This window comes from Streptomyces sp. NBC_00122 (assembly GCF_045160845.1).
GTDB lineage: Bacteria > Actinomycetota > Actinomycetes > Streptomycetales > Streptomycetaceae > Streptomyces.
Genome location: NZ_CP108191.1, coordinates 3,112,135 through 3,138,160, shown reverse-complemented (window position 1 = coordinate 3,138,160; position 26,026 = coordinate 3,112,135). Strand labels below are relative to the sequence as shown.

Here is a 26,026-nt window from a genome sequence, read left to right as displayed (position 1 = left end):
GGGGCCGGGATGGTTGCAGTGACCCCGGAGACGGGGCCGGAAACGGCCCTCGGGACAGACGGGACGGATGGGACGGACATGGCTGCTGATCTGGGCGCACAGCTCGCGGCGGCCTTCGACGCGGCCGTCGCGGCGGAGGAGCGCGTGGAACCGCGCGACTGGATGCCCGAGGAGTACCGCGCCTCCCTCGTCCGCCAGATGGCCCAGCACGCCCACTCCGAGATCATCGGAATGCAGCCCGAGGCCAACTGGATCACCCGCGCGCCCTCGCTGCGCCGCAAGGCGATCCTGATGGCCAAGGTGCAGGACGAGGCCGGCCACGGGCTGTACCTCTACAGCGCGGCCGAGACCCTCGGCACCAGCCGCGACGAGCTGCTCGACAAGCTCCACGCGGGCAAGCAGAAGTACTCCTCGATCTTCAACTACCCGACCCTGACCTGGGCCGACGTCGGCGCCATCGGCTGGCTCGTGGACGGCGCGGCGATCACCAACCAGGTACCGATCTGCCGCTGCTCCTACGGGCCGTACGCGCGCGCCATGGTCCGGATCTGCAAGGAGGAGTCCTTCCACCAGCGCCAGGGCTTCGAGCTCCTCATGACCCTGTCCAAGGGCACCGAGGCGCAGCACGCGATGGCCCAGGACGCGGTCGACCGCTGGTGGTGGCCCTCGCTGATGATGTTCGGCCCGCCGGACGACGAGTCGGCCCACTCGGCGCAGTCGATGGCCTGGCGGATCAAGCGGCACTCGAACGACGAGCTGCGCCAGCGGTTCGTCGACATCGCCGTCCCGCAGGCCGAGGCCCTCGGCCTGACCCTGCCCGACCCGGACCTGAAGTGGAACGAGGAGCGCGGGCACCACGACTTCGGCGCCATCGACTGGGCGGAGTTCTGGAACGTGCTCAAGGGCAACGGCCCGTGCAACGAGCAGCGCATAAGCCAGCGCCGCCGGGCCCACGAGGAAGGCGCCTGGGTGCGCGACGCGGCCGCGGCGTATGCGGAGAAGCAGGCGGCACAGCACGCCGAGAAGAACGAGGAGGCACGGGTATGACGCAGAACTGGCCACTGTGGGAGGTGTTCGTGCGCTCGCGGCGCGGTCTGTCGCACACGCACGCGGGAAGCCTGCACGCCCCCGACGCGGAGATGGCCCTGCGCAACGCCCGCGACCTCTACACCCGGCGCAACGAGGGCATCTCGATCTGGGTGGTGCCCTCAACCGAGATCACCGCCTCCTCGCCGGACGAGCGGGATCCGTTCTTCGCCCCGTCCGCCGACAAGCCTTACCGGCACCCGACGTTCTACGACATCCCGGAGGGGGTGAGCCACCTGTGACCGGCACCGACACCACCGCAGCGACCACCGCGGCCACGGCGGCGGCCCTCGCCCTCGGCGACGACGCCCTGATCCTCTCCCACCGCCTCGGCGAATGGGCGGGGCACGCCCCGGTCCTGGAGGAGGAGGTCGCGCTCGCCAACATCGCCCTCGACCTGCTCGGCCAGGCCCGCATCCTGCTGTCCATGGCCGGCGACGAGGACGAGCTGGCGTTCCTGCGCGAGGAGCGCTCCTTCCGCAACCTCCAGCTGGTCGAGCAGCCGAACGGCGACTTCGCCCACACCATCGCCCGGCAGCTCTACTTCTCCCTCTACCAGCACGAGCTCTACGGGGAACTGGCGCGCGGGAACGGCCCGATCGCCCCGCTGGCGGCCAAGGCCGTCAAGGAGACCGCGTACCACCGCGACCACGCCGAGCAGTGGACCCTGCGGCTCGGCGACGGCACCGAGGAGAGCCACGGCCGCATGCGGGCCGCCCTGGACGCCCTGTGGAAGTACACCGGCGAGATGTTCCAGCCGGTGGAGGGGCTCGACGGCCTGGACTGGGCCGCGCTGGAGCAGCGCTGGCTCGCCTCGCTGACCGGCGTACTGGAGCGGGCCGCGCTCGCACTGCCCGAGGGGCCGCGCACCGGCGCCTGGGCGGCCGGAGCCGGACGGCAGGGCCTGCACACCGAGCCCTTCGGCCGGCTGATCGCCGAGATGCAGCACCTGCACCGCAGCCATCCGGGGGCGTCATGGTGACCGCCGACGCAGGGACGACCCGCCTGGAGGCCGAGCTGGCCGAGCTGGCCGGCTCCGTACCGGACCCCGAGCTGCCCGTGCTCACCCTCGGCGAGCTCGGCGTGGTGCGCGGAGTGCGGGTGCACGAGGACGGCCGCGCCGAGGTCACCCTCACCCCCACCTACACCGGCTGCCCCGCCATCGAGGCCATGTCCGCCGACATCGAGCGGGCCCTCACCGGCCACGGCATACCCGAGGTGCAGGTGACCACCGTGCTGGCCCCCGCCTGGTCGACCGACGACATCAGCGCCGAGGGCCGACGCAAGCTCGCCGAGTTCGGCATCGCCCCGCCGCGCCCCCACGCGGCCGGCGGGCCGGTCCCGCTCACCCTGTCGGTCCGCTGCCCGAACTGCGGATCGACCGAGACCGAGCTGCTCAGCCGGTTCTCCTCCACCGCATGCAAGGCGCTGCGCCGCTGCACCGCCTGCCGCGAACCGTTCGACCACTTCAAGGAGCTGTAGATGGCCGCACCCCGCCACGGCGCGTTCCACCCGCTGACGGTGGCGGCAGTCGACCGGCTCACCGACGACTCGGTGGCTCTGACCCTCCGGGTCCCGCAGGAGCTGCGCGAGGACTACCGGCACGCCCCCGGCCAGCACCTCACCCTGCGACGCACCGCCGCAGAGGGCGAGGAGATCCGGCGCACCTACTCGATCTGCTCCCCCGCCCCGGGGCCGGACGGCCCGGGCCCGGCACAGCTGCAGGTCGGAGTGCGGCTCGTGGAGGGCGGCGAGTTCTCCACCTTCGCGCACAAGGAGATCGCCGCCGGCGACGTGCTGGACGTGATGGTCCCGGCCGGCCGGTTCGTCCTGGACCCGGCCGCCGCCCCCGCCGCCGCGCACTACGCGGCGATCGTCGGCGGCAGCGGGATCACCCCCGTGCTGTCCATCGCGGCGAGCCTGCTGGCCGCCCGCCCCGACGCCCGCTTCTGCCTCGTGCGCAGCGACCGTACGGCGGCGTCGACCATGTTCCTGGAGGAGGTCGCCGACCTCAAGGACCGCTATCCGGCGCGGTTCCAGCTGGTCACGGTCCTCTCCCGGGAGGAGCAGGAGTCCGGACTGCCCTCGGGGCGCCTGGACGAGGAGCGCCTGGCCGCCCTGCTGCCCGCGCTGCTGCCGGTGGCCGACGTGACGGGCTGGTTCCTGTGCGGACCGTACGGCCTGGTCCAGGGTGCGGAGCGGACCCTGGGCGCACTCGGCGTCGCACGGACCCGGGTGCACGAGGAGATCTTCCACGTCGAGGACATCACGGCGCCGGCCCGCGCCGCGTCCGGGCCCGCCCCCTCCCACGGGCGGGTCACCGCACGGCTCGACGGCCGTTCCGGTACCTGGCCGGTCCAGGACGGGGAGTCCCTGCTGGACGCGGTGCTCCGCAACCGCGCGGACGCCCCGTACGCCTGCAAGGGCGGGGTGTGCGGCACCTGCCGGGCGTTCCTGGTGACGGGAGAGGTCCGGATGGAGCGGAACTTCGCGCTGGAGGCGGAGGAGACGGAGGCCGGGTTCGTACTGGCCTGCCAGTCGCACCCGGTGACGGAGGAAGTGGAGATCGACTTCGACCGGTAGCCCCGGCCCTGTCCATTTTCCGGGCCTGTCCATTTCAAAGAACCTGTTCTATCTTGACGCACCGTCAGATCAGAACGGGAGGACCGGCAGTGGACTTCACCTTCACCGAGGAGCAGCAGGCGGCCGTCGAGGCGGCCAGGGCCGTGTTCGCGGACGTCGCACCCGACGGCGTGCCCAGTCCCGCACTCACCCCGGGGGCCGTCGCCGACGACTTCGACCGCCGGCTGTGGGCCAGGCTCGCAGGATCCGACCTGCTGAGCCTGGTCCTCTCCGAGGAGCACGGCGGCGCCGGCCTGGACGCCATCGCCCTGTGCCTGGTGCTGCGCGAAGCCGCGAAGGTACTGGCCCGGGTGCCGCTGCTGGAACACTGCGCCACCGCCATGGCCGTACAGGCCCACGGCAGCCCCGAACTGGCCGCCGCCCTGCTGCCCGGCGCCGGTAGCGGAAGCCTCGTACTCACCGCCGCCGCGCACGGCCGCTCCGGCCACGACCCGGCCGAACTCGCCGTCGTCGCCCGCCGCGAGGGCAGTGGGGGCGACTGGATCCTGGACGGCACACAGACCGCCGTCCCCTGGGCGCACGGCGCCGACTGGATCGCCGTACCCGCCCACACCGGGGAAGGCGAGGCCGTCCTCGCGCTCGTCCCGCGCACCGCGGAAGGCCTCGCCCTCGCCGAACAGGTCTCCACCAGCGGCGAGCGGCTCGCCGAACTCGCCCTGGACGGCGTACGGGTGGCCTCCGCGCACCTCATCGACGCACCCGGCGCCTGGGACCGGCTCCGCCAGCTCCTCGCCACCGGGACCTGCGCCCTCGCGCTCGGCCTCGGCGAGGGCGTCCTCGCCATGACCAGCCGATACACGAGCAAGCGCGAGCAGTTCGGCTTCCCGGTGGCCACCTTCCAGGCCGTCGCCGTCCAGGCCGCCGACCGCTACATCGACCTGCGCGCCATGGAGGTCACCCTCTGGCAGGCCGCCTGGCGGCTCGACGCGGCGACCGGCGTCGCCGGTGGCCCGCTGCCGAGCTCCGGTGACGTCGCCGTCGCCAAGATCTGGGCCTCGGAGGGCGTACGCCGGGTCGTGCAGACCGCCCAGCACCTGCACGGCGGCTTCGGCGCCGACACCGACTACCCGCTGCACCGCTACCACGCGTGGGCCAAACAGCTGGAACTCCAGCTCGGCCCGGCCGCCGCGCACGAGGAGGCCCTGGGCGACCTGCTGGCCGCCCACCCCCTCGCCTGACAACAGCTACGGCGTCTACAGCACGAAGGCCGGGGTCCCGCTGTCCGTCACCATGGGGCGACCGGCGCCGTCCCAGGCCTGCATGCCGCCGTCGACGTTCACCGCGTCGATCTCCTGGCGCACCAGGTACTGGGTCACCTGCGCGGAGCGGCCGCCGACCCGGCACATCACGTACACCCGGCGGCCGTCCTCGACGGCCTCCGTCAGCTCACCGAAGCGGCCCACGAAGTCGCTCATCGGGATGTGCAGAGCACCCTCGACATGCCCGGCAGCCCATTCGTCGTCCTCACGGACGTCGAGGACAAAGCCTTCGGAGGGCACCGCGGCTGCGTCCACCGAGGGAAGCGGTCCGAAGTTCATAGCTGTCGCCTTCTCTCGTCACGGATCTGCTGCCAACCTATCCGACGCGCCCGGCAAGATTCAGCCCCGACGGCGCCCCGGACCCCGACCCCGTCACTGCGCGGCGAGCTCCGCGGCCAGCTCCGCCTCGCGCTCGGAGACCTGCGCCAGCAGCTGCTCCGCGATCTCCTCCAGCAGCCGGTCCGGGTCTTCGGGGGCCATCCTCAGCATCGACCCGATGGCACTGTCCTCCAGCTCCTTGGCCACCAGCGACAGCAGCTCCTTGCGGCGCGCCAGCCACTCCAGGCGGGCATAGAGCTCCCCGCTCCCACCCGGCGCCGCCTCCTCGGGCGCCGGACCGGCAGCCCACTCCTCGGCCAGCTCGCGCAGCAGCTGCTCCTCGCCCCGCCCGTACGCCGCGTTGACCCGCGCGATGAAGGCGTCGCGGCGCTCCCGCTCCGCGTCGTCCTGCGCGAGGTCCGGGTGGGCCTTGCGGACCAGCTCGCGGTAGAGGCGGCGCACCTCCTCCGAGGGGCGCACCCGCTCCGGCGGCCGCACGGGCCGGTCGGTGAGCATCGCGGCCGCGTCGTCGGAGATCCCGTCCGAGCCAAGCCAGTCGTGGAACAGCTCGTCCACCCCGGGCATCGGCATCACCAGCGACCGCGCGTCCCGCGCACGCCGCAGGTCCTCGGGATCCCCGGTACGGGCCGCCTTCGCCTCGGCGATCAGCGCGTCCAGCTCGTCGAGGCGCGAGTACATCGGGCCGAGCTTCTGGTGGTGCAGGCGGGAGAAGTTCTCCACCTCGACCCGGAAGGTCTCCACCGCGATCTCGAACTCGATCAGCGCCTGCTCGGCGGCCCGCACGGCCCGCTCCAGGCGCGCCTCGGGACGCTCCTCGCCCACTTCGCCGGATTCGCCAGGGACTGTCTGCTCGGTCTGCTCGCTCACCCGGCCAGCCTACGGCCACCCCGCGCGGGCGGATGTTTCACGTGAAACATCCGCCCGCGATTCACCGGGGGCACCTCCCGGCGGTAGCCGGGGGAGGAACATCGCCCGCCCGCTCCACGCCCGCCGGGAGCGGCGCTCTAGACCCCCGCCTCCGCCGCGATCCGACCCGTACGGACCGCCGTCACCAGGTCGGCGTGGTCGGCCTCGGTCCGGTCCGCGTAGGCCACGGCGAAGGCGGCCATCGCCTCGTCCAGCTCCTCGTTCTTCCCGCAGTACCCGGCCAGCAGCCGAGGATCGACGCTGTGAGCGTGTGCCCGGGCCAGCAGGGCCCCGGTCATCCGCCCGTAGTCGTCGATCTGGTCGACGGCCAGCGCCGCCGGATCCACACTGCCCTTGCGGTTGCGGAACTGCCGCACCTGGAACGGACGGCCCTCCACCGTGGTCCAGCCCAGCATGATGTCCGACACCACCTGCATCCGCTTCTGCCCGGCCACCACCCGGCGCCCCTCGTGCTCCTCCGGGGCCGAGACGAAGCCCAGCGCGGGCAGGTGCGGCAGCAGCACCGAGGGCCGCGCCTCCTTCACCTGCAGCACCAGCGGCTCCCCCCGGTGGTCCAGCAGCAGCACCACGTACGAACGCGTGCCGACGCTCCCCGTCCCCACCACGCGGAAGGCCACGTCGTGGATCGCGTACCGGGCCAGCAGCGGCAGCCGGTCCCCCTGGAGCGTGTGCAGGTACGGACCCAGCGAGGCCGCCACGGCCGCCGCCTCCCCGTCCCCGACCCGCCGCAGCACCGGCAGCGCGTCCACGAAGCGCCGGCTGCCGTCCGCGCCGACCACCGTCGACTTGGCCGCGAACCGCGCCGAGGTGTTGTTGCGGGCCTTCTCCGAGACCCGCTCCAGGGTGCCCAGCAGATCGCGGGCATCGGTGTGCGAGACCAGTTCCTCGTCCGCGATGGCGTTCCACGCGTCGAGCGCGGGCAGCTTGGCCAGCAGCCGCATGGTCCGCCGGTAGGCACCCACCGCGTCGAGCGCGGCCGCCCGGCAGGTGTCCTCGCACGCGCCCGCCACCCGGCCGGCCAGCACCAGCGATGCCGCCAGCCGCTTCACGTCCCACTCCCACGGACCGAACACGGTCTCGTCGAAGTCGTTCAGGTCGATGACCAGGTTGCCGCGCGCGTCCCCGTACAGCCCGAAGTTCGCCGCGTGCGCGTCACCGCAGATCTGCGCGCCTACCCCGGTCACCGGACCGCCGGACAGGTCGTGGGCCATCAGCCCGGCCGCGCCGCGCAGGAACGCGAAGGGGTTGGCGGCCATCCGGCCCACCCGTATCGGCGTCAGATCGGAGACCCGGCCGACATTGGACTCCTCCACCGCCCGCACGGCGTCCGGGCGCCCGGCCGGCGCCTCGAAGGCGGCGTGCGCCGCCCGCGGCACACGTACCCGCAGCGCCTTGCCCTCCTGCTTCGGCGAGCCCGCCACCACCCGCGGCGCGAACCCCGCCACCCGCGGTATCCGCTGTCCCACTACCGTCGCCATGCGCGCCGCCCCCACCCGTACATTGATCGCTTCCGGAACGGGCTGACCGTATCTACAGCCCGGCGTCCCTGGCCAGCAGCGCGGCCTGCACCCGGTTCTCGCAGCCCAGCTTGGCCAGGATCCGGCTCACGTACGTCTTCACGGTCGCCTCGCTCATGTGCAGCCGCCGCCCCGCGTCCGCGTTCGACAGGCCCTCGCCCAGCAGCGCGAGGACCCCGCGCTCGCGCTCGCTCAGCGCCGCGACCTGGCGCCGGGCCTCCTCGCCCCGCACCACCGCCTTCCCCGACGCCAGCTGGTCCACCACATGGCGCGTCGCCGACGGCGAGAGGTACGCGTCCCCGGCCGCGGCCGCCCGGACGGCCCCGATCAGCTCGCCCGGCGCCGAGTCCTTCAGCAGGAACCCCGCACCGCCCTGGCCCAGCGCCCGCAGCACGTTCTCCTTCTCCCCGAAGGTCGTCAGGATCAGCGAGCGCACCTCCGGCACGGCCCGCCCCAGCTCGCCCAGCGCGGTCAGCCCGTCCATCACGGGCATCTGAATGTCCAGCAGCACCACGTCCGGCACGTGCGCACGGGCCAGGTCCACCGCCTCCCGGCCGTTCGCCGCCTCCGCGACGACCTCGATGTCCGGCGCCGAGGTCAGGATCATCCTGATCCCGGCCCGTATCAGCGGCTCGTCATCGGCGATCACCACTCGGATCACTTCGGCTTGCACCCGCGCTCCTACTGCTTGACCTCATAAGCCTGCTTGTCCACGAGCTTGCCGTCCTTGAAGCAGAACCGGAAAACCAGGTCCGTCCCGAGGGCCGCCGAGTCGTCCGACGCCAGCAGCGCCAGACACTTCGAGCCCTCCGGCCGCGGCGGCCCCTTGCGCTCCGCCCCGGCGGTCAGGAAGCTCTCACCGCTCGGCAGCCGGTCCCGCACGGCCTGCTCCGACTCGCCCACCCGCACCGCGTCGAACTCCTCCCGCGCGAGCACGGCATCGCTCAGCGAGCCCACCAGCAGAGCCACCCCCGCGCCGATCACGATCACCATGAGCACCAAGGCCGCGAAGGCGATCCCGCAGCCCACCGCGAGACCACCGCTGCGGCTGCGCACCCGTACGGCCAGCTCCCGGTCCACCGCCTCCCAGTCCATCGGCGGCCCGCCCCGCATCCCCCGCGCCTGCGCCTGCTGCCCGAAATCGTCGGCGACGTCCTCCACCCCGGCCGGCTCCGCCCCGTACGGCAGCACCCCGGCCACCCGGAACCCGCCGCCCTCGACCGCCCCCGCGTGCACCATCCCGCCGACCAGGCGGGCCCGCTCGTGCAGCCCCGTCAGCCCCTGCCCGCCCGACACCACCTCACCGGCGCCCGGGCCGGCCGCCGGACCGTTGGCGATCTCCACCACCAGCGAGTCGTCCTCGTACCGCAGCTCCACCGTGATCGGAGCCCCCGGAGCGTGCTTGTACGCGTTCGTCAGCGCCTCCTGCACGATCCGGTACGCCGCGTGGTCGCAGGCCGCCACCAGCGGCCGCGGCTGACCCGAGACGGACATCCGCACATCGGTCCCCGCGCCGCGCGCCGCCTCCACGACCCCCGCGATCCCGGCCACCCCGCGCGCCGCGGGCTGCGCCGCCTCCTCCACGGGCACCGGCGCCGCGACCCCGTCCCGCAGGATGCCGACGACCTCGCGCAGCTCGTGCATCGCCGCCACCGACGCCTGCCGCAGCACCCCCACCGCCTCGCGCTGGCGGTCGGTGAGCTTCGGATCCACCTCCAGCGCACCGGTGTGCACCGAGATCAGCGCCAGCTGGTGGCCGAGGCTGTCGTGCATGTCCTGGGCTATCCGCTGCCGCTCGCGCAGCCTCGCCTGCCCCGCGACCATCGCCCGCTCGCGCAGCAACTGCCCGTTGCGCTCCTGGAGCGCGCGCAGCAGCGTCCGGCGCTGCGACCAGTACCGGCTGGCCAGACCCGGCATCACCGTCGTCGCCAGGAACATCAGCGCGGAGAAGACGACCACCAGGAGCGGTCGCATCTCCGCCCGCTCGTGCACCACGCTCAGGCCGACCGACGCCAGGAACGCCAGGGTGAAGGCGACCCCCGCCCGGCCCACCCCGACGATCCGGCGCCCCGCCGACCAGCCCAGCAGACCCGTGATCAGCACCGTGCCGGGCAGGAACGCGCTCGCCGCCGAGCCCACCACGAGCGTCGTCGCCGGCATCCGCCGCCGCAGCAGGGTCAGCACCACCACGACCACGACACTCGCCAGCATCCGCCGCCCGGAGCCGTGGTCGAATTCCTCGACAGCCAGGCCGGGCAGGGCCAGGATCCCGGCCAGCGCCAGATCCCCCGCCAGCATCCGCCAGGTCCAGGGCTCCGGCCCCTTCAGCCAGTCCCAGCCCGCACGCGTCATCGCCTTCGCATCCACCCGGCCGACCCTAGACATCCCGCCGCGCCCCCGGCCGCCCTCTTTCGTCTCGCCCCGGGCAACGAAAGTCGGACCATGCGCGACGAAAGCCGGATCGGGCGCGACGACGGCCCCGGCCACCCGGCGACTGACCAGCCGTCAGCGGCGGCGCCCCACCGTGGTCTACGTCACTTCCACCGCCCGCGCCGGACCTCCGGAACCGGATCCCGGACGCACAACACGAAACGGCCGCCACCGCTTTCGCGATGACGACCGTTTCGTCGATGTGGGCGAGGGGGGATTTGAACCCCCACGTCCCGAAGGACACTGGCACCTGAAGCCAGCGCGTCTGCCGTTCCGCCACTCGCCCGAGTAGCGTCCCAGTGGTTCTTCCCTTTCGGGCCGTTCCCCTGGCGACGTCGAAACATTAGCACGTAGGACGGGGTGGAATCACATCGCTTTCCCGACGCCCCCGCACCCCGCCCGGGACGGCCCCTCCCGCACTCCGCCCCTGGTGCGGGACACTGTCCTTGGGGCGCCCCTACGATCCCTTGTGAGGACCAACACTCGTCCGCACAGGACCGATGGGGAACCACCCGAATCCGCCACGCGTGGATACGATCAGTAAGCAGTACAGGGCGACAACGACGGAGGAGGTGCCCCATGGGAGTTCTGAAGCGGTTCGAGCAGCGACTCGAAGGTCTGGTGAACGGCACCTTCGCCAAGGTGTTCAAGTCCGAGGTCCAGCCGGTGGAGATCGCCGGAGCCCTCCAGCGTGAGTGCGACAACAACGCCACCATCTGGAACCGCGAGCGGACCGTCGTCCCCAACGACTTCATCGTCGAGCTCAGCGCCGGCGACTACGAGCGCCTGAGCCCCTACTCCGGGCAGCTCGGCGACGAGCTCGCGGGCCTCGTCCGCGACTACGCCAAGCAGCAGCGCTACAGCTTCATGGGCCCCATCAAGGTCAACCTGGAGAAGGCCGACGACCTCGACACCGGGCTCTACCGGGTCCGCAGCCGCACCCTCGCCGCCAGCACCTCCCAGCCGCAGGCCTCCCAGGGCCGGCCGCAGGGCGGACCCTCCGTCCAGGGCGGATACGGTTACCCCCCGGTCGCCGCACCGCCCATGCCCAGCGCCCCGCCCCCCGGCGGACCCGGCGCCCGGCGGCCCGCCCCCGGCGGGCCCGGCGCGGCCGCACCCGTACCGGCCTCCGGCGCACCCAAGCGCCACTGGATCGAGATCAACGGCACCCGCCACCAGATCTCGCGCCCCACGCTCGTACTCGGCCGAAGCACCGAAGCCGACGTGCGGATCGACGACCCCGGCGTATCGCGCCGGCACTGTGAGATCCGGACCGGAACGCCCTCGACGATCCAGGATCTCGGGTCCACCAACGGCATCGTGGTGGACGGGCAGCACACCACCCGCGCTACGCTCCGCGACGGCTCGCGGATCGTCGTGGGCAGCACCACCATCATTTACCGGCAAGCCGAAGGGTGAAGCGGGGGCAATGTCAGAGCTGACCCTGACGGTCATGCGGCTGGGTTTCCTAGCCGTTCTGTGGCTGTTCGTCATCGTGGCCGTACAGGTCATCCGCAGCGACCTCTTCGGAACGAGAGTGACGCAGCGCGGCTCCCGCCGCGGCAGCGCGGGAAACACCCCGCAGCAGCCGGGGCGCCAGGCCGCGCCACCGCAGCAGCGCCAGCGCCGCGGTGCGCCCACCAAGCTCGTCGTGTCCGAGGGCACCCTCACGGGAACCACGGTGGCCCTCGCCGGCCAGACGATCACGCTGGGCCGCGCCCACGACTCGACGATCGTGCTGGACGACGACTACGCGTCCAGCCGCCATGCCAGGATCTACCCCGACCGTGACGGCCAGTGGATCGTCGAGGATCTCGGGTCCACCAACGGCACGTATCTCGACCGGACCCGGCTGACCACCCCGACGCCCATTCCGCCGGGCGCCCCGATCCGCATCGGCAAGACCGTCATCGAGCTGCGGAAGTAGTACGAGAATGAGCGAGCGGAGCGAGCGCGCGGTGGTGATCCGTCCCACCTTGGACACGGACACGTGCGCGCTCCCGACCGGAGGGTGGGCAGTGTGGCTCGAGACCGGTTGTACCCGGAGCCGACCGGCGAGGTGCGCATGAGTCTGTCCCTGCGGTTCGCCGCCGGATCGCACAAAGGCATGATCCGCGAGGGGAACGAGGACTCCGGCTACGCCGGACCCCGTCTCCTCGCGATCGCCGACGGCATGGGAGGCCAGGCCGCCGGCGAGGTCGCGAGCTCCGAGGTGATCTCCACCCTCGTGCAGCTCGACGACGACGTCCCGGGCTCCGACATCCTCACCTCCCTCGCCACGGCCGTGCAGCGCGCCAACGACCAGCTGCGCGTCATGGTCGAGGAGGACCCCCAGCTCGAAGGCATGGGCACCACGCTCACCGCCCTGCTGTGGACCGGACAGCGCCTCGGCCTCGTCCACGTCGGCGACTCCCGCGCCTACCTGCTGCGCGACGGCGTCCTCACCCAGATCACCCAGGACCACACCTGGGTGCAGCGCCTCGTCGACGAGGGCCGCATCACCGAAGAGGAAGCCACCACCCACCCGCAGCGCTCCCTCCTGATGCGGGCGCTCGGCAGCGGCGACATCGTCGAACCCGACCTCTCCATCCGCGAGGTCCGGGCCGGCGACCGCTACCTCATCTGCTCCGACGGACTCTCGGGCGTGGTCTCCCACCAGACCCTCGAAGAGACCCTCGCCGACTACCACGGCCCCCGCGAGACCGTGCAGTCGCTCATCCAGCTCGCCCTGCGCGGCGGCGGACCCGACAACATCACCTGCATCGTCGCCGACGTCCTCGACACCGACAGCGGCGACACCCTCGCCGCCCAGGTCAGCGACACCCCGGTCGTCGTCGGCGCGGTCGCCGAGAACCAGCACCAGCTCTTCGACGGCGGCAACGCCATGCAGACCCCGGCCGGCCGCGCCTCGGGCCTCGGCCGCCAGGCCGCCCCGCCCGCCGGCGCCTTCGGCCCCCCCGGCAGCGGCGAGCCGGGCGGCTACGGATACGGCGACCAGGGCCAGGGCCAGGGCGGCGCCTACGGCAGCTTCGGCGAGGCCGAGGCCTACGACGCGGACTCCGGCTACGAGGACACGTACGACCACCCCCGCAGGCGCCGCAGCAAAGGGCGCAAGTGGACCACGCGTACGCTGGTCCTGCTCCTCGTCGCCGGCGCCGTCGGCGGCGGCCTCTACGCCGGCTGGCGCTGGACCCAGACCCAGTTCTACGTCGGCGTGAAGGGCGAGCACGTCGCGCTCTTCCGCGGCATCAGCCCGAAGCTCGGACCGCTGGAGCTCTCCAAGGTGGAGACCGACCGCCCCGACATCGAACTGAAGTACCTGCCGCCCTTCAAGCGGAAGCTCGTCGAGGCCACCATCAGCGAGGGCAGCCTGGACGGCGCCCGCGAGAAGCTCGACGACCTCGGCGTCCAGGTCTCGGCCTGCAAGAAGGACGAGGAACGCCGCAACGCCGAGGCGCAGAACCAGACACCGGGCTCCACTCTGACTCCCGCGGAGCAGCAAGTGGTCAGCCTCTGCGGCAAGCAGTAGACACTCGCGGGCACAGGGGGCCTGCCACACCATGAGCGTTGTCACCAACACGACCACCATCGGCGCCATCGAGCTGCCGAGCCGGCGGAACACCGAGCTCCTGCTGCTCGTTTTCGCCGTGGTCATCCCGATCTTCGCCTACGCCAACGTAGGCCTGTCGATCCACGGCGAGCTGCCCCCCGGCATGTTCCTCTACGGCCTCGGCCTCGGCGCCCTGGCCGGGATCGCGCACCTCGTCGTACGCCGGTACGCGAAGTACGCCGACCCGCTGCTGCTGCCGCTGGGCACGCTCCTCAACGGGCTGGGCCTCGTCCTGATCTGGCGCCTCGACCAGTCCGAGCGGCTGCAGAACCTCGCCAAGCGCTCCGTCGGCGCCTTCAACCCCTCCGCGCCCCGCCAGATGATGTACACGGCGGTCGCCGTCGCCCTGTTCGCCGCGGTCCTGCTGATCCTCAAGGACCACCGCGTCCTGCAGCGGTTCACCTACATCTCCATGGCCGGCGCCCTGGTCCTGCTGATCCTGCCCGTCGTCCCGGGCCTGGGCGCCGACGTCTTCGGTGCCAAGATCTGGATCAGCGTCGGCGGCTTCTCCATCCAGCCCGGCGAGTTCGCGAAGATCGTCATCGCGATCTTCTTCGCCGGCTACCTCATGGTGAAGCGCGACGCCCTCGCACTGGCCAGCCGCCGCTTCATGGGCCTCTACCTGCCGCGCGGCCGCGACCTCGGCCCGATCCTGATGATCTGGGCGATGAGCCTGCTCGTCCTCGTCTTCGAGAACGACCTCGGCACCTCGCTGCTCTTCTTCGGCATGTTCGTGATCATGCTGTACGTCGCCACCGAGCGGACCAGCTGGATCGTGATCGGCCTGCTCATGTCGGTCGGCGGCGCCACCGTCGTCGGCGCCACCGCCAGCCACGTCAAGGTCCGCGTCACCGCCTGGCTCGACCCCTTCGCCTGCTACTCCAAGTCCGGAGCCTGCGAACAGGTCGGCCAGTCGATCATGAGCTTCGGCTCCGGCGGCGTCCTCGGCACCGGCTGGGGACAGGGCAACTCCGACCTCATCGGCTTCGCCGCGAACTCCGACTTCATCTTCTCCACCGTCGGCGAGGAACTCGGCCTCGCGGGCGTGATGGCCTTCCTCCTGCTCTACGGCCTCATCATCGAGCGGGGCGTCCGCACCGCCCTGGCCGCCCGCGACCCCTTCGGCAAGCTCTTCGCCATCGGCCTGTCCGGCGCCTTCGCCCTCCAGATCTTCGTCGTCGCCGGCGGAGTCATGGGCCTCATCCCCCTCACCGGCATGACCATGCCCTTCCTCGCCTCCGGCGGCTCCTCCGTCCTCGCGAACTGGATCCTCATCGCCATCCTCATCCGGATCAGCGACACCGCACGCCGACCTGCGCCGGCCCCCGCCCCGTCCCCCGACTCCGAGATGACCCAGGTGGTCCGCCCGTCATGAACAAGCCCCTGCGCCGCATCTCGCTGTTCTGCGGGCTGCTCGTCCTCGCGCTGCTGATCCGCACCAACTGGCTGCAGTACGTCCAGGCCGAGGAACTCAGCACCCGCAAGGAAAACCGCCGGGTCCAGATCGCCCAGTACGCCACCGAACGCGGCAACATCATCGTCAACGGCGAACCGATCACCGGGTCGGCGGTCACCGACGGCAGCGACTACAAGTACAAGCGGACCTACGCCGACGGCCAGCTCTGGGCCCCCGTCACCGGGTACGCCTCGCAGGCCTTCGGCTCCACCCAGCTCGAATCCCTCGAAGACGGCATCCTCACCGGCAACGACGACCGGCTCTTCTTCGACCGCACCATCGGCATGTTCACCGGGGAGAAGAAGCAGGGCGGCAACGTCGTCACCACGCTCAACCCCGACGCCCAGAAGGCCGCCTTCCAGGCGCTCGGCACCAAGAAGGGCGCGGCTGCCGCCATCGACCCGCGCACCGGCGCCATCCTCGCCCTGGTCTCCACCCCCTCCTACGACCCCTCCCGCTTCGCCGGCAACTCCAAGACCGACGAGAAGGCCTGGGTCGAACTGAAGGACAGCGAGGACAAGAACCTCGTCAACCGCGCCCTGCGCGAGACCTACCCGCCGGGCTCCACCTTCAAGGTCGTCACCGCGGCCGCCGCGCTGGAACACGGCGTCGTCAAGGAGATCAACGACCCGACGGACACGCCGGAGCCGTACTTCCTGCCGGGCACCAAGACCCAGCTGCCGAACTCCCACGCCGGTTGCGAGAAGGCCAGCCTCAACGAGGCCCTGCGCATCTCCTGCAACTCCGTGTTCGCGAACATGGGCGACAAGGTCACCCGCGACAACATGGTGGAGACCGCCGAGAAGTTCGGCTTCAACAACGACAAGATCGACATTCCCGTCCGCGCCTTCGCCAGCGTCTACGACAAGAAGATGGGCAAGGACGGCAACGCCCAGAGCGCCATCGGCCAGTTCAACACGGCCGCCACCCCGCTCCAGATGGCCATGGTCACCGCCGCGATCGCCAACGACGGCAAGCTGATGAAGCCCTACATGGTCGACCAGCTCACCGCGCCCAACCTCGACGTCATCGAGAAGCACTCGCCGCAGGAGATGAGCCGGCCGCTCTCCGCCGCCAACGCCCAGAAGGTCCAGGAGATGATGGTCAACGTCGTCGACAGCGGCACCGGCGCCAAGGCCAAGATCAAGGACGTCAAGGTCGGCGGCAAGACCGGCACCGCCCAGCACGGCGAGGGCAACAAGAAGCGTCCCTACGCCTGGTTCATCTCGTACGCCGAGAACCCGGACGGCACCTCGCCCGTCGCCGTCGCCGTCGTCATCGAGGACAGCGAGGGCACCGCCCGCGACGACATCAGCGGCGGCGGCCTCGCCGCCCCGGTCGCCAAGGCGGTCATGGAAGCCGTACTGAAGAGCCAGCGATGACCAAGCGGTCGTCCCGGAACGATCCAGGGACGACGGACCACCGGAACACAGTGATCCACATCACTGCTCCCGGGCGGATCCGCGCGTACGGTACCGGTCCTGTATCAGCCTGTGGCCACGATCCGATCACAGACGATCGGCCGGTAGCCTTTGCGCGAACAGCACACCGCCGGACCACACACAGGTGCGGTCGGGACTGACGGAGAGGGCTGCAACGTTATGGAAGAGCCGCGTCGCCTCGGCGGCCGGTACGAGCTGAGCCACGTGCTCGGCCGCGGTGGCATGGCCGAGGTCTACCTCGCCCACGACACCCGGCTCGGCCGTACCGTCGCCGTCAAGACTCTGCGCGCCGATCTCGCCCGCGACCCGTCCTTCCAGGCCCGGTTCCGTCGCGAGGCCCAGTCGGCCGCGTCGCTGAACCACCCGGCGATCGTCGCCGTCTACGACACCGGCGAGGACTACGTCGACAACATCTCCATCCCGTACATCGTGATGGAGTACGTCGACGGGTCCACCCTGCGCGAGCTGCTGCACTCCGGGCGCAAGCTGCTGCCCGAACGCACCCTGGAGATGTGCATCGGCATCCTCCAGGCCCTGGAGTACTCCCACCGCGCCGGCATCGTGCACCGCGACATCAAGCCCGCCAACGTGATGCTGACCCGCACCGGCCAGGTCAAGGTCATGGACTTCGGCATCGCCCGCGCCATGGGCGATTCCGGCATGACCATGACGCAGACGGCGGCCGTCATCGGCACCGCCCAGTACCTCTCGCCGGAGCAGGCCAAGGGCGAGCAGGTCGACGCGCGCTCCGACCTCTACTCCGCCGGCTGCCTGCTCTACGAGCTCCTCAGCGTGCGGCCCCCGTTCGTCGGCGACTCCCCCGTGGCCGTCGCCTACCAGCACGTACGGGAAGAGCCGCAGCCGCCGTCGAACTTCGACCCCGAGATCACGCCCGAGATGGACGCCATCGTCCTGAAGGCGCTGGTCAAGGATCCCGACTACCGCTACCAGTCCGCCGACGAGATGCGCGCCGACATCGAGGCTTGCCTCGACGGCCAGCCCGTCGCCGCCGCTTCCATGGGCACGTCCGGCTACGGCTACCCCGACCCGGGCGGCTACGGACACCAGGGCTACGACCAGCCCACCGCCGCCCTGCGCGCCGCCGACTCCGGCCAGACCTCGATGATGCCGCCCACGCCCCCGGGTGAAGGCGGCTACGGGTACGGCGACCAGGGCGGCTACGACCAGGGGCCGCACCGCCGCCAGAAGAAGAGCAAGGCCTCCACGATCCTGCTCGTGGTGGCCGGCGTCCTCGTCCTGGTCGGCGCGATCCTCATCGGCCGCTCCCTCTTCAACACCGCCGACAACCGGCCCAGTGTGCCCAAGCTCGTCGGCTCGACCCTCGAGCAGGCACAGAAGAGCGGCGAGAACGTCGGCCTCAAGGTCGTCAAGGGCGCCGACGAACCCTGCGACCAGCCCAAGGGCAGCGTCTGCAAGCAGGACCCGGCAGCCGAGACCAAGGTCGCGAAGGACTCCACCGTCACGGTGACGATCTCCTCGGGCGCGCCCAAGGCGCCGGTCCCCAACGTCCTCAACCTCACGTACGAGCAGGCCGAGGCGGCACTGAAGGAGAAGGGCTTCCAGGTCGACCGCAAGCTCCAGGAGTCCGAGCGCACCGCCGGCACGGTCATCGACCAGACCCCCAAGGCCGGTGGCGAGGCGGAGAAGAACAGCGTCATCGTGCTGACCGTCGCCAAGGAGCAGGCCAAGGCGGTCGTCCCGGACCTCAAGGGCAAGACCAAGGACGACGCGGAGAAGGCGCTCAAGGCCGTCAAGCTCAAGCTGGGCTCCGTCACCGAGATCGATTTCCCCGGAGCCGCCCCGCGGACCGTCGTCGATCAGGGGAACCAGCCCGGTGAGCAGCTCGACCCGGGCAAGACGGTCAACATCACGATCTCCAAGGCCGCGCCGCAGCAGACCCAGGTGCCGAACCTGGCCGGCCGGACCGTGGCCCAGGCGAAGCAGGAACTGGCCTCCAAGGGCCTGACGTTCGGCAGGGTCATCAACGGCCCGACGGACGACAACGCGGTCGTGTTCCAGTCCGACCCGCTCGCCGGCTTCCCGGTCAACACCGGCTCGGTGGTCAACGTCTACACGACGCAGGGCGGCCAGCAGGACGGCGGCCTCTTCGGAGGCTTGACCGGCGGCCGCCGCTAGAAGCAGGACCAAAGGTCCGGCCCTTCTCCTCGGAGAAGGGCCGGACCTTTTTCGTGCGTGCTGGAACGGACGCACGTCCAAGCCCTGGCCATCGCAGCCATCGCCGCCCAGAGAGGCGTCACAGCGGCCCACAGGGGCCTTCTGGAGGCCCGGAGCGCGGGAGTCGGGCTCCAGGTCCCGCGCTCTTCCCGAGCCGCGGCCTGCGGCTCGGAAGGAACACCTAGCGCAGCTCGATCGGCAGCGTCCGCTTGCCGTCCACCTTCTCCGTGCGGACCAGCTCGCCCCACACCACGTACCGGTACTTCGACGTGTACACCGGTGTGCACGTGGTCAGCGTGATGTAGCGGCCCGGGGCGGTCCTGCCCGACTCCTTCGGGACCGGGTTGATCACGTCCACGTTGTACTTCGACGTCTGCCGGAGCTCCGCGAAGACCTTGTACACGTACCAGGTGTCCTTGGTCTCGAAGACGATCGCGTCGCCGTTCTTCACCTTGTCGATGTTGTGGAACTTCGCGCCGTGGCCGTCCCGGTGCGCGGCGAGGGAGAAGTTCCCCTTTTCGTCCCACGGCAGCGCCGACTTCACCGGGTCCGTGTAGTAGCCCGCGACCCCGTCGTTGAGGATGTCCGGGTCCGTGCCCGGCTTGACCAGCACGTCGCCGTTCTTCATCGCCGGCACGTGCAGGAAGCCGACGCCGTCCTTGGTGTCCAGCGCCCCCGGTTCCGCGGGCTTCGCCGCTTCCGGGCCCGGCGTCAGCCACTGCTGGCGCATCTGGTCGCCCCGCGCCGACGCCTGCCGGTCCGCGAGCACGTTCGTCCACCACAGCGAGTAGGCCACGAACAGGCCCAGGACCAGGCCCACCGTGATCAGGAGCTCGCCCAGCAGGCTGAGGAACCCGGCGAGCACACTGCGGCGGCCGGCGGGCGGGGCCGCGGCGCGGCGGCGGGCACGAGACACTGCTGATTCGTCCTTAGGGCGGCTACGGGCTGTTCAGCGCGGGCGGAGGGCCCTGGCTGCGGGGGCGTTCATCGGTCATCCTGCCCCATACGATCATCCGGTAGGTGCTGGTGAACTCCGGGGTGCAGGTCGTCAGCGTGATGTACCGGCCCGCAGAGGTGAAGCCCGATCCCTCCGGCACCGGCTTCAGCACCGACACGTTCGTCGGCGGTGTCTGCGCCAGCGCCGAGGTCATCTCGTACGTGTAGTACGCGTCCCGCGTCTCGACCACGACGGGATCCCCCGGCACCAGCCGGTTGATGAAGCGGAACGGCTCCCCGTGGGTGTTGCGGTGGCCCGCCACCGCGAAGTTGCCCTGCGCGTCCCCCGGCATCGCCGTCTTGAGCGCACCCTCCCCGTAGTGCCCGGCCATCCCCCGGTCCAGCACCTTCGGCTTGCTGATCCCCTCCGCCACCGGCACCTTCAGGTCCAGCTTCGGGATGTACAGGATGGCGAAGCCCTGGCCCGGCTCGAACGCCGACACCGCCGGAGCGGCGGGCCCGCCCGCGCCCGGTTCCCGCTGCCACGTCTGCTGGAGCGAGCCCGCGGCCCCGTTCGCCGACCGCTCCGCCACGATGTTCGTGTACCAGAGCTGGTAGGCGACGAACAGCAGCATCACCAGGCCCAGTGTGATGAACAGTTCCCCGCCCAGGCGGCTCGCGATGACCACCGGGCCACCCGAGGCCGGCCGTCTGCGCCGCCTCCCGCCCCGCCTGCGGGTGTTCCTCGCGGCCCGCTTCGCGGCTTCCTGAGCTGCCCTGCGCCGCGCGGCCCGGCCCCCTGTGGGCGCGGACGGCGCGAGCGCGGTCACGCGACGGCCTTGCCCACCACCGGGGCCAGCCCCACCGAGCGCTCCACGGCACCCGCGTCACCGCACCGCACCAGCCAGTTCGCGAGCATCCGGTGGCCCCACTCCGTCAGCACCGACTCGGGGTGGAACTGCACACCCTCCACGTCGTGCTCCCGGTGCCGCAGGCCCATGATGATCCCGTCCTCGGTGCGCGCCGTGACCTCCAGCTCGTCGGGGAGGGTCCCGGGTTCGGCGGCGAGGGAGTGGTAGCGGGTCGCGGTGAACGGCGACGGCAGGCCGGCGAAGACGCCGATGCCCTCGTGCACCACCGGCGAGGTCTTGCCGTGCAGCAGCTCCGGAGCCCGGTCCACGACCCCTCCGTACGCCACCGCCATCGACTGCATGCCCAGGCAGACACCGAAGACCGGAACGCCCGTCCGCGCGCAGTGGCGGACCATGTCGACGCACACTCCCGCCTCTTCCGGCGTCCCCGGCCCGGGGGAGAGCAGCACACCGTCGAAGCCGTCCTGCGCGTGCGAGAGCTCGACCTCGTCGTTGCGCAGCACCTCGCATTCGGCGCCGAGCTGGTAGAGGTACTGGACCAGGTTGAAGACAAAGCTGTCGTAGTTGTCTACAACCAGAATGCGCGCGCTCACGGAGTGGCTCCCGATCCCTCGTCCACCGTCACATCGTTGAACGGAAGGAGCGGCTCGGCCCACGGGAAGACGTACTGGAACAGCACGAACACCACCGCGAGGACAAGTACGAGTGAGATCAGCGCGCGTACCCACGCGTTGCCCGGCAGATGCCGCCAGATCCAGCCGTACATTCCGTCCGCGTCCCTCTCGCTCCACGCACCGCAGGGGCGGTACGCGAACAGACTAAAGGCACGGGCCCGGCCGGGTCAGTCACCTCGGCAAACCCTCGGGACCGCCCTGCCCCACGAGGCGCGTGCCGGTCAGCTCCGCCCACACGACCAGCCGGTGGCTGTGGCCCCACTCGGGGTCGCAGGTCGTCAGCGTCAGGTACCGGCCGGGCGCCGTGAAGGGGGACTTCCGGGGCACCGGGTCGACCACCCCGACGTCCGTCGGCAGGGTGCGCAGCGGCTCGCCGCGCACCGTGTAGGTGTACCAGGTCGTCGCGTCCTTGAGGATCACGGCGTCGCCGGGGCGCAGTTCGGGGAAGTCCTTGAAGGGGTCTCCGTACGTGCGCCGGTGGCCCGCCACCGAGAAGTTCCCGGTGGCGCCGAGCGGGGCGGTGCCGGCGTAGTGGCCGAGGCCCTTCTTCAGCAGCTCGGTGCCCGTGCCCTCCAGGACGGGCTTGTTCCAGTCCGGGCCGAACCGCGGGATGTACATCTCGGCGAAGGCCCGGCCGGCGGGGTAGCCCTCCGGTGCCGCGGGCCGGGGCGGTTCCGGCAGCGGTGCGGCGTCCGGGGACGAAGCCGGGGCCGGGGCTGCCGCCGGGGCCGCAGCCCAGCCGTCGCGCAGCCGGGCCATCTCGCCGTCCATGGCCCTGTCGGCCTTGACCCCGGTCCACAGCAGGACGTAGGCGACGAAGAGCACGATCAGCGTGCCCGCCGTCAGGCACACCTCACTGGACGTCCGTACCACCAGGCGGAGTACGGCGTCAGGGCGAGCCGGTCTCGGAGGAAGGGGCCAGCGGCTTCGCATAGTGGAGGTCCACTGTGCCGGAGTAGCCGGGAAGTGTCAGCGCCTTGTGCTCGTCCACTTTCCAGCCGAGCCCGTACGCGTTCACGTACAGCTGGTAGTTCTGCAGGGCCGGGGAGGCGGCGAGGGCCTTGCGCAACGCGCCCGGGTCGCCGACCGCCGAGACCTTGTACGGAGGCGAGTACACCCGGCCCTGGAGGATCAGGGTGTTGCCCACGCAGCGGACCGCGCTGGTGGAGATCAGCCGCTGGTCCATGACCTGGATGCCCTGGGCCCCGCCCTGCCAGAGGGCGTTCACCACGGCCTGCAGGTCCTGCTGGTGGATCACCAGGTCGTTGGGCTGCGGCTCGGGCACGTTGGGGATCCGGGCGGTGGCGTTCGGCGGGGCGTCGTTGAGGGTGACCGTCAGGCCCTTGCCGGGCAGTTCCTCGGTGCCCGACGCGGTGCGCAGAGCGGCCAGCTTGGCGTCCTCGGCCTTGGTGCTGCCGTCGTCGCGCTCGGCGAGGGCGTCCACCCGTCGGCGTACCGGTCCGAGGCTCTCCTCCAGCTCCCCGTTGCTCTGACTGCGTTCCTCGATGAGGTCCGACAGCTTGAGAAGCGAGGCGTCCGTCCGGATGTTCGTACCCTTGGAGGTGTTGAAACTGGTGACGAAGAGCAGCCCGGCCAGGGCGAAGACGGCGGCGGTCAGCAGCCGGACCACTCTGGCCCGGCGACGGGGACCCACGGAGGAGTCGTCGGAATTGCTCAACGTACCCTTCTCCTTCAACGCCACAGGTCCACTACGCTAACGGACGCCCGGGGCAGGCAAGGTCCCCAGCGCATCGACAGGAGAGCCCCTCGTGCCGAAGTCACGTATCCGCAAGAAGGACGACTACACGCCTCCGCCCACGCGGACGCCGCAGTCCATCAGGCTGACGAACCGCAGCTGGGTCGCTCCGGTCATGCTGGCGCTCTTCCTGATCGGTCTCGCGTGGATCGTCGTCTTCTACGTGACCGAGACCCAGCTGCCGATCGAATCGCTGGGCAATTGGAACATTGTAGTCGGATTCGGATTTATCGCGGCGGGATTCGGCGTATCCACGCAGTGGAAGTAGCACCTGCCGCCCGCTGAGGGAAGCTCTCCCCAGGAGTTATCCACAGCGTCATCCACACCTGAGGAAAAGACAGAAGATCTGTGGATAACTCTGTGGAGAGTTGACGCCGGTGTGATCAGGTGAGTTCGGCGGTCCGGATCAGAATCACCGCTGCCGCCAGCAGGAATACGGCCGCGCACGTCCCCCATTGGATGAGTGCGCGGTACCTGCCGGCGGCGGGCCGGAGCATGCCCAGGCCCACCAGCGCGCCGGTGACCAGCCCGCCCACGTGCGCCTGCCAGGACACGGTGAGGCTGCCGCCGATCGGTACGAAGGTCAGCACCAGCATCAGCACGACCATGGTGATCACCGGCCGCATCTCGTAGCGCAGCCGGCGGGCGAGGACGACGGTGGCGCCGAGCAGCCCGAAGACCGCGCCCGAGGCGCCGAGCGTCTGCGTGTTCGGTTCGGTCAGCAGATAGACGAGGGCGCTGCCGCCGAGGCCCGAGAGCAGGTAGACGGCGAGATAGCGGGACCGGCCCAGCGCCGCTTCCAGCGGGCCGCCGATCACCCACAGGCCGATCATGTTGCCGATGATGTGCCACCACTCGGCGTGCAGGAACACCGACGTCAGCAGGCGGTAGTACTGGCCGGTGGAAACGCCTTCGACGGGGGCGCCGACGAATTCCACATAGCGGCCGAGCAGCTCCAGCTGGACCACGACCGCCGGGGCCACCAGACCCGCGAGGAACACGGCGGCGTTGATGCAGATGAGGGTCTTGGTGACCAGGTGGGGATCCGCGGCCACCACCCCGCCCGCGATGTTGCGCGGCGCGTTCGCGGTCGGCCGGTGGCCGGTGCCGGAGCCCTCACGGACGCACTCGGGGCACTGGAAGCCGACCGAGGCGCTGATCATGCACTCGGGGCAGATGGGGCGCTCGCAGCGGGTGCAGCTGATCCCCGTGTGGCGGTCCGGGTGGCGGTAGCAGCCCGGCAGACGGTCGGTGTCCATCGGTTCCCTCGATCGGCGGCGAGGCGCGGGCACTCCCCGCCGGTACGGCCCCACACTTCGTATGCATGCAGGACGGACGGGCGGGGCCCAAAGGTTCCCTCCGGGGTCCTCCGGGGTCAGCGCTTCTCGACGACGACCGACTGGATGATCACGTCGTCCACCGGGCGCTCGGTGCGCGGGTTGGTGGCGCTGGAGGCGATGGCGTCCACGATCTTCTGGCTGGCCGGGTCGGTGACCTCGCCGAAGATGGTGTGCTTGCGGGTCAGCCACGCGGTGGGCGCGACGGTGATGAAGAACTGCGAGCCGTTGGTGCCCGGGCCCGCGTTGGCCATGGCGAGCAGGTAGGGCTTGGTGAAGGCCAGGTCGGGGTGGAACTCGTCGCCGAACTGGTAGCCGGGGCCGCCGGTGCCGTTCCCCAGCGGGTCGCCGCCCTGGATCATGAAACCGCTGATGACACGGTGGAAGACGGTGCCGTCGTAGAGCGGGTCCGTGGTCTTCTGGCCGTCGGTGGGACGGGTCCATTCACGCGCGCCCGTGGCGAGCTCCACGAAGTTCCGGACCGTCTTCGGAGCGAAGTTCTCCAGCAGCTCGATCACGATGTCGCCGTGGTTGGTCTTCAGGGTGGCGTAGAGCTTCTCGGCCACGGATCTGCCTTCCATAGTCATCACTGTCGGTCCAGATGGTCGCACGCAGCGCAGCGCGGCACAGAAATCGTCCACCCGTATGCCCTGTCACGCATGCCGGTCGGCGGTATGGCAGGCATGATCCGACAAAGGGTGGAAAGGTGAACTGTGTCCGCCACCGAGGAGGAGGATCCCGTGACCGGCAAGGACAGCATGCGCCTGGCAGCCGAGAGCGCCAGGGAGAGTGTGCGGCACGCGGCGGAAGTGGTGGCGCCGTACGCGGAATCCGCCAAGGACGCCGCGGTGCACTACGCGCATGAGGCGAATGAGCGGCTGGCGCCGATGGTGTCGCAGGCGGCCAACGAGGCCGCGCGGCAGGCGCGTACGACATACGACTGCCACGTACATCCCCGGATCATGTCGGCGCGCGCCCACGTGCCGCCGCATGTCGACCGGGCGGCGAAGAAGGCCGTGGAGCAGACGCGTCTGGCGGCGCGTCAGGCGGCCGATTACACCCAGCCTCGGATCGAGAGCGCGATCGCCGTGGCCTCGCCGGTGGCCGAGGAGGCCGCAGCGCGGTCGGCGGCCGCGTCGGCGGCGGCCCTGGCCGCGCTCCGCGGCCAGGTGTCGGCCAAGGAGGTGCAGCGGATGGTGGCGCACCACGAACGGCGGGCGCGCAGGGGCCGGGTGCTGCGCGGTGTCACGCTTGCCGCCGTGCTGGCGGGCGTCGCCTACGCGGCGTGGAGGTGGTGGGACCAGCAGTCGAACCCGGACTGGCTCGTCGAGCCCCCGGCGGCCACGGAGGTTCCGGCGCGCGACGGCGGGCAGCCCGCGAGCTTCGACGACGAGCTGGCGGAGAAGGAGCGCGAGGGGGGTTCGGGCCCGGGTTCGGGACCGGGCTCGGAGGACGAGCAGCGCTGACCCGGGCCGAAGAGCCGAAGAAGCCGGAAGAAGGGCCCGGATCCACCAGGATCCGGGCCCCTTCGGCCGTCATCCGGCAG

The 26,026-nt window shown here is 71.1% G+C and carries 26 protein-coding genes, 1 tRNA gene and 1 pseudogene; 14 read left to right on the top strand and 14 right to left on the bottom strand.

Annotated features, from left to right (window positions below):
* Positions 1-9 precede the first annotated feature (9 nt).
* The 6 genes from paaA (at position 10) to OG737_RS14785 (ending at position 4,907) form a co-directional block, all read left to right on the top strand.
* Positions 10-1,047 (top strand): 1,2-phenylacetyl-CoA epoxidase subunit PaaA, encoded by a 1,038-nt coding sequence (gene paaA, locus OG737_RS14810; RefSeq protein ID WP_376677778.1) that lies wholly within the window; start codon positions 10-12, stop codon positions 1,045-1,047.
* On the top strand, positions 1,044-1,328 hold the full coding sequence (gene paaB, locus OG737_RS14805; RefSeq protein ID WP_030817166.1) for a 1,2-phenylacetyl-CoA epoxidase subunit PaaB: 285 nt from the start codon (positions 1,044-1,046) through the stop codon (positions 1,326-1,328). Before paaA ends, paaB begins: the two co-directional genes overlap by 4 nt.
* Positions 1,325-2,068, top strand: a complete 744-nt coding sequence (gene paaC / locus OG737_RS14800) for a 1,2-phenylacetyl-CoA epoxidase subunit PaaC (RefSeq protein ID WP_328926633.1) — start codon at positions 1,325-1,327, stop codon at positions 2,066-2,068. Before paaB ends, paaC begins: the two co-directional genes overlap by 4 nt.
* On the top strand, positions 2,062-2,568 hold the full coding sequence (gene paaD / locus OG737_RS14795) for a 1,2-phenylacetyl-CoA epoxidase subunit PaaD (RefSeq protein ID WP_328926632.1): 507 nt from the start codon (positions 2,062-2,064) through the stop codon (positions 2,566-2,568). The genes paaC and paaD overlap by 7 nt, the downstream gene beginning before the upstream one ends.
* Positions 2,569-3,669, top strand: coding sequence for a 2Fe-2S iron-sulfur cluster-binding protein (locus OG737_RS14790; protein WP_328926631.1), 1,101 nt, complete (start codon positions 2,569-2,571; stop codon positions 3,667-3,669).
* Positions 3,670-3,758: 89 nt separating this feature from the next.
* Positions 3,759-4,907 carry an acyl-CoA dehydrogenase family protein gene (locus OG737_RS14785; RefSeq protein WP_405921603.1) on the top strand — a complete coding sequence of 383 codons (1,149 nt, stop codon included), beginning with the start codon at positions 3,759-3,761 and terminating at the stop codon, positions 4,905-4,907.
* Between the two features lie 15 nt (positions 4,908-4,922).
* On the opposite strand, the gene OG737_RS14780 is transcribed toward OG737_RS14785, so the two are convergent.
* The 6 genes from OG737_RS14780 to OG737_RS14755 form a co-directional block, all read right to left on the bottom strand.
* Positions 4,923-5,267, bottom strand: coding sequence for a rhodanese-like domain-containing protein (locus OG737_RS14780; RefSeq protein ID WP_328926629.1), 345 nt, complete (start codon positions 5,265-5,267; stop codon positions 4,923-4,925).
* 93 nt (positions 5,268-5,360) lie between these two features.
* A complete protein-coding gene (locus OG737_RS14775; protein ID WP_328926628.1) occupies positions 5,361-6,194 on the bottom strand; it encodes a J domain-containing protein in 834 nt (277 codons plus the stop codon).
* 137 nt (positions 6,195-6,331) lie between these two features.
* Entirely contained in the window at positions 6,332-7,732 is a 1,401-nt protein-coding gene (locus tag OG737_RS14770) for a DUF2252 domain-containing protein (protein ID WP_328926627.1), read from the bottom strand.
* Positions 7,733-7,784: 52 nt separating this feature from the next.
* A complete protein-coding gene (locus tag OG737_RS14765; protein ID WP_328930352.1) occupies positions 7,785-8,432 on the bottom strand; it encodes a response regulator transcription factor in 648 nt (215 codons plus the stop codon).
* A gap of 20 nt (positions 8,433-8,452) precedes the next feature.
* Positions 8,453-10,123 (bottom strand): histidine kinase, encoded by a 1,671-nt coding sequence (locus OG737_RS14760; RefSeq protein ID WP_328930351.1) that lies wholly within the window; start codon positions 10,121-10,123, stop codon positions 8,453-8,455.
* Between the two features lie 281 nt (positions 10,124-10,404).
* Positions 10,405-10,487, bottom strand: a tRNA-Leu gene (locus OG737_RS14755).
* A gap of 293 nt (positions 10,488-10,780) precedes the next feature.
* Here OG737_RS14755 and OG737_RS14750 point away from each other — a divergent pair.
* The 6 genes from OG737_RS14750 to pknB all read left to right on the top strand — a co-directional run bounded on the left by OG737_RS14750 (position 10,781) and on the right by pknB (position 18,866).
* Positions 10,781-11,620, top strand: a complete 840-nt coding sequence (locus tag OG737_RS14750; RefSeq protein ID WP_328926626.1) for a DUF3662 and FHA domain-containing protein — start codon at positions 10,781-10,783, stop codon at positions 11,618-11,620.
* Between the two features lie 10 nt (positions 11,621-11,630).
* Positions 11,631-12,128, top strand: coding sequence for an FHA domain-containing protein (locus OG737_RS14745; protein ID WP_328926625.1), 498 nt, complete (start codon positions 11,631-11,633; stop codon positions 12,126-12,128).
* A 138-nt stretch (positions 12,129-12,266) separates the two neighbouring features.
* Positions 12,267-13,730: a PP2C family serine/threonine-protein phosphatase gene (locus tag OG737_RS14740; protein WP_328926624.1), complete on the top strand. Its 1,464-nt coding sequence runs from the start codon at positions 12,267-12,269 to the stop codon at positions 13,728-13,730.
* A 31-nt stretch (positions 13,731-13,761) separates the two neighbouring features.
* The gene (locus OG737_RS14735; protein WP_328926623.1) at positions 13,762-15,186 is read left to right on the top strand and encodes an FtsW/RodA/SpoVE family cell cycle protein; all 1,425 of its coding nucleotides are present in this window, start codon (positions 13,762-13,764) and stop codon (positions 15,184-15,186) included.
* Complete coding sequence (locus OG737_RS14730; protein ID WP_328926622.1) at positions 15,183-16,649, top strand: penicillin-binding transpeptidase domain-containing protein; 1,467 nt, start codon at positions 15,183-15,185, stop codon at positions 16,647-16,649. The genes OG737_RS14735 and OG737_RS14730 overlap by 4 nt, the downstream gene beginning before the upstream one ends.
* Positions 16,650-16,868: 219 nt before the next feature.
* Positions 16,869-18,866 carry a Stk1 family PASTA domain-containing Ser/Thr kinase gene (pknB, locus tag OG737_RS14725; RefSeq protein WP_328926621.1) on the top strand — a complete coding sequence of 666 codons (1,998 nt, stop codon included), beginning with the start codon at positions 16,869-16,871 and terminating at the stop codon, positions 18,864-18,866.
* A gap of 220 nt (positions 18,867-19,086) precedes the next feature.
* Here the strand turns inward: pknB and OG737_RS14720 are convergent, their stop codons facing one another.
* The 6 genes and pseudogenes from OG737_RS14720 to OG737_RS14695 form a co-directional block, all read right to left on the bottom strand.
* Entirely contained in the window at positions 19,087-19,821 is a 735-nt protein-coding gene (locus OG737_RS14720; protein ID WP_328926620.1) for a class E sortase, read from the bottom strand.
* A 22-nt stretch (positions 19,822-19,843) separates the two neighbouring features.
* Positions 19,844-20,698, bottom strand: a pseudogene (locus tag OG737_RS14715) (class E sortase); the annotation flags it as partial.
* On the bottom strand, positions 20,668-21,306 hold the full coding sequence (locus OG737_RS14710) for an aminodeoxychorismate/anthranilate synthase component II (protein ID WP_328926619.1): 639 nt from the start codon (positions 21,304-21,306) through the stop codon (positions 20,668-20,670). The pseudogene OG737_RS14715 and the gene OG737_RS14710, both read right to left, overlap by 31 nt.
* On the bottom strand, positions 21,303-21,479 hold the full coding sequence (locus tag OG737_RS14705; RefSeq protein WP_030011120.1) for a hypothetical protein: 177 nt from the start codon (positions 21,477-21,479) through the stop codon (positions 21,303-21,305). Before OG737_RS14705 ends, OG737_RS14710 begins: the two co-directional genes overlap by 4 nt.
* A 79-nt stretch (positions 21,480-21,558) precedes the next feature.
* Positions 21,559-22,320 (bottom strand): class E sortase, encoded by a 762-nt coding sequence (locus OG737_RS14700; protein WP_405921602.1) that lies wholly within the window; start codon positions 22,318-22,320, stop codon positions 21,559-21,561.
* Positions 22,277-23,065 carry a DUF881 domain-containing protein gene (locus tag OG737_RS14695; protein WP_328926617.1) on the bottom strand — a complete coding sequence of 263 codons (789 nt, stop codon included), beginning with the start codon at positions 23,063-23,065 and terminating at the stop codon, positions 22,277-22,279. The genes OG737_RS14700 and OG737_RS14695 overlap by 44 nt, the downstream gene beginning before the upstream one ends.
* Before the next feature lie 91 nt (positions 23,066-23,156).
* Between OG737_RS14695 and crgA the strand changes: the two genes are divergently transcribed.
* A complete protein-coding gene (crgA, locus tag OG737_RS14690; protein WP_328926616.1) occupies positions 23,157-23,411 on the top strand; it encodes a cell division protein CrgA in 255 nt (84 codons plus the stop codon).
* Between the two features lie 115 nt (positions 23,412-23,526).
* Here crgA and OG737_RS14685 read toward each other — a convergent pair whose 3' ends face one another.
* Positions 23,527-24,402, bottom strand: a complete 876-nt coding sequence (locus tag OG737_RS14685) for a rhomboid family intramembrane serine protease (RefSeq protein WP_328926615.1) — start codon at positions 24,400-24,402, stop codon at positions 23,527-23,529.
* Between the two features lie 116 nt (positions 24,403-24,518).
* Complete coding sequence (locus tag OG737_RS14680) at positions 24,519-25,046, bottom strand: peptidylprolyl isomerase (RefSeq protein WP_328930350.1); 528 nt, start codon at positions 25,044-25,046, stop codon at positions 24,519-24,521.
* A 174-nt stretch (positions 25,047-25,220) separates the two neighbouring features.
* Between OG737_RS14680 and OG737_RS14675 the strand changes: the two genes are divergently transcribed.
* Entirely contained in the window at positions 25,221-25,946 is a 726-nt protein-coding gene (locus OG737_RS14675; protein WP_405921601.1) for a DUF5324 family protein, read from the top strand.
* Positions 25,947-26,026 lie beyond the last annotated feature (80 nt).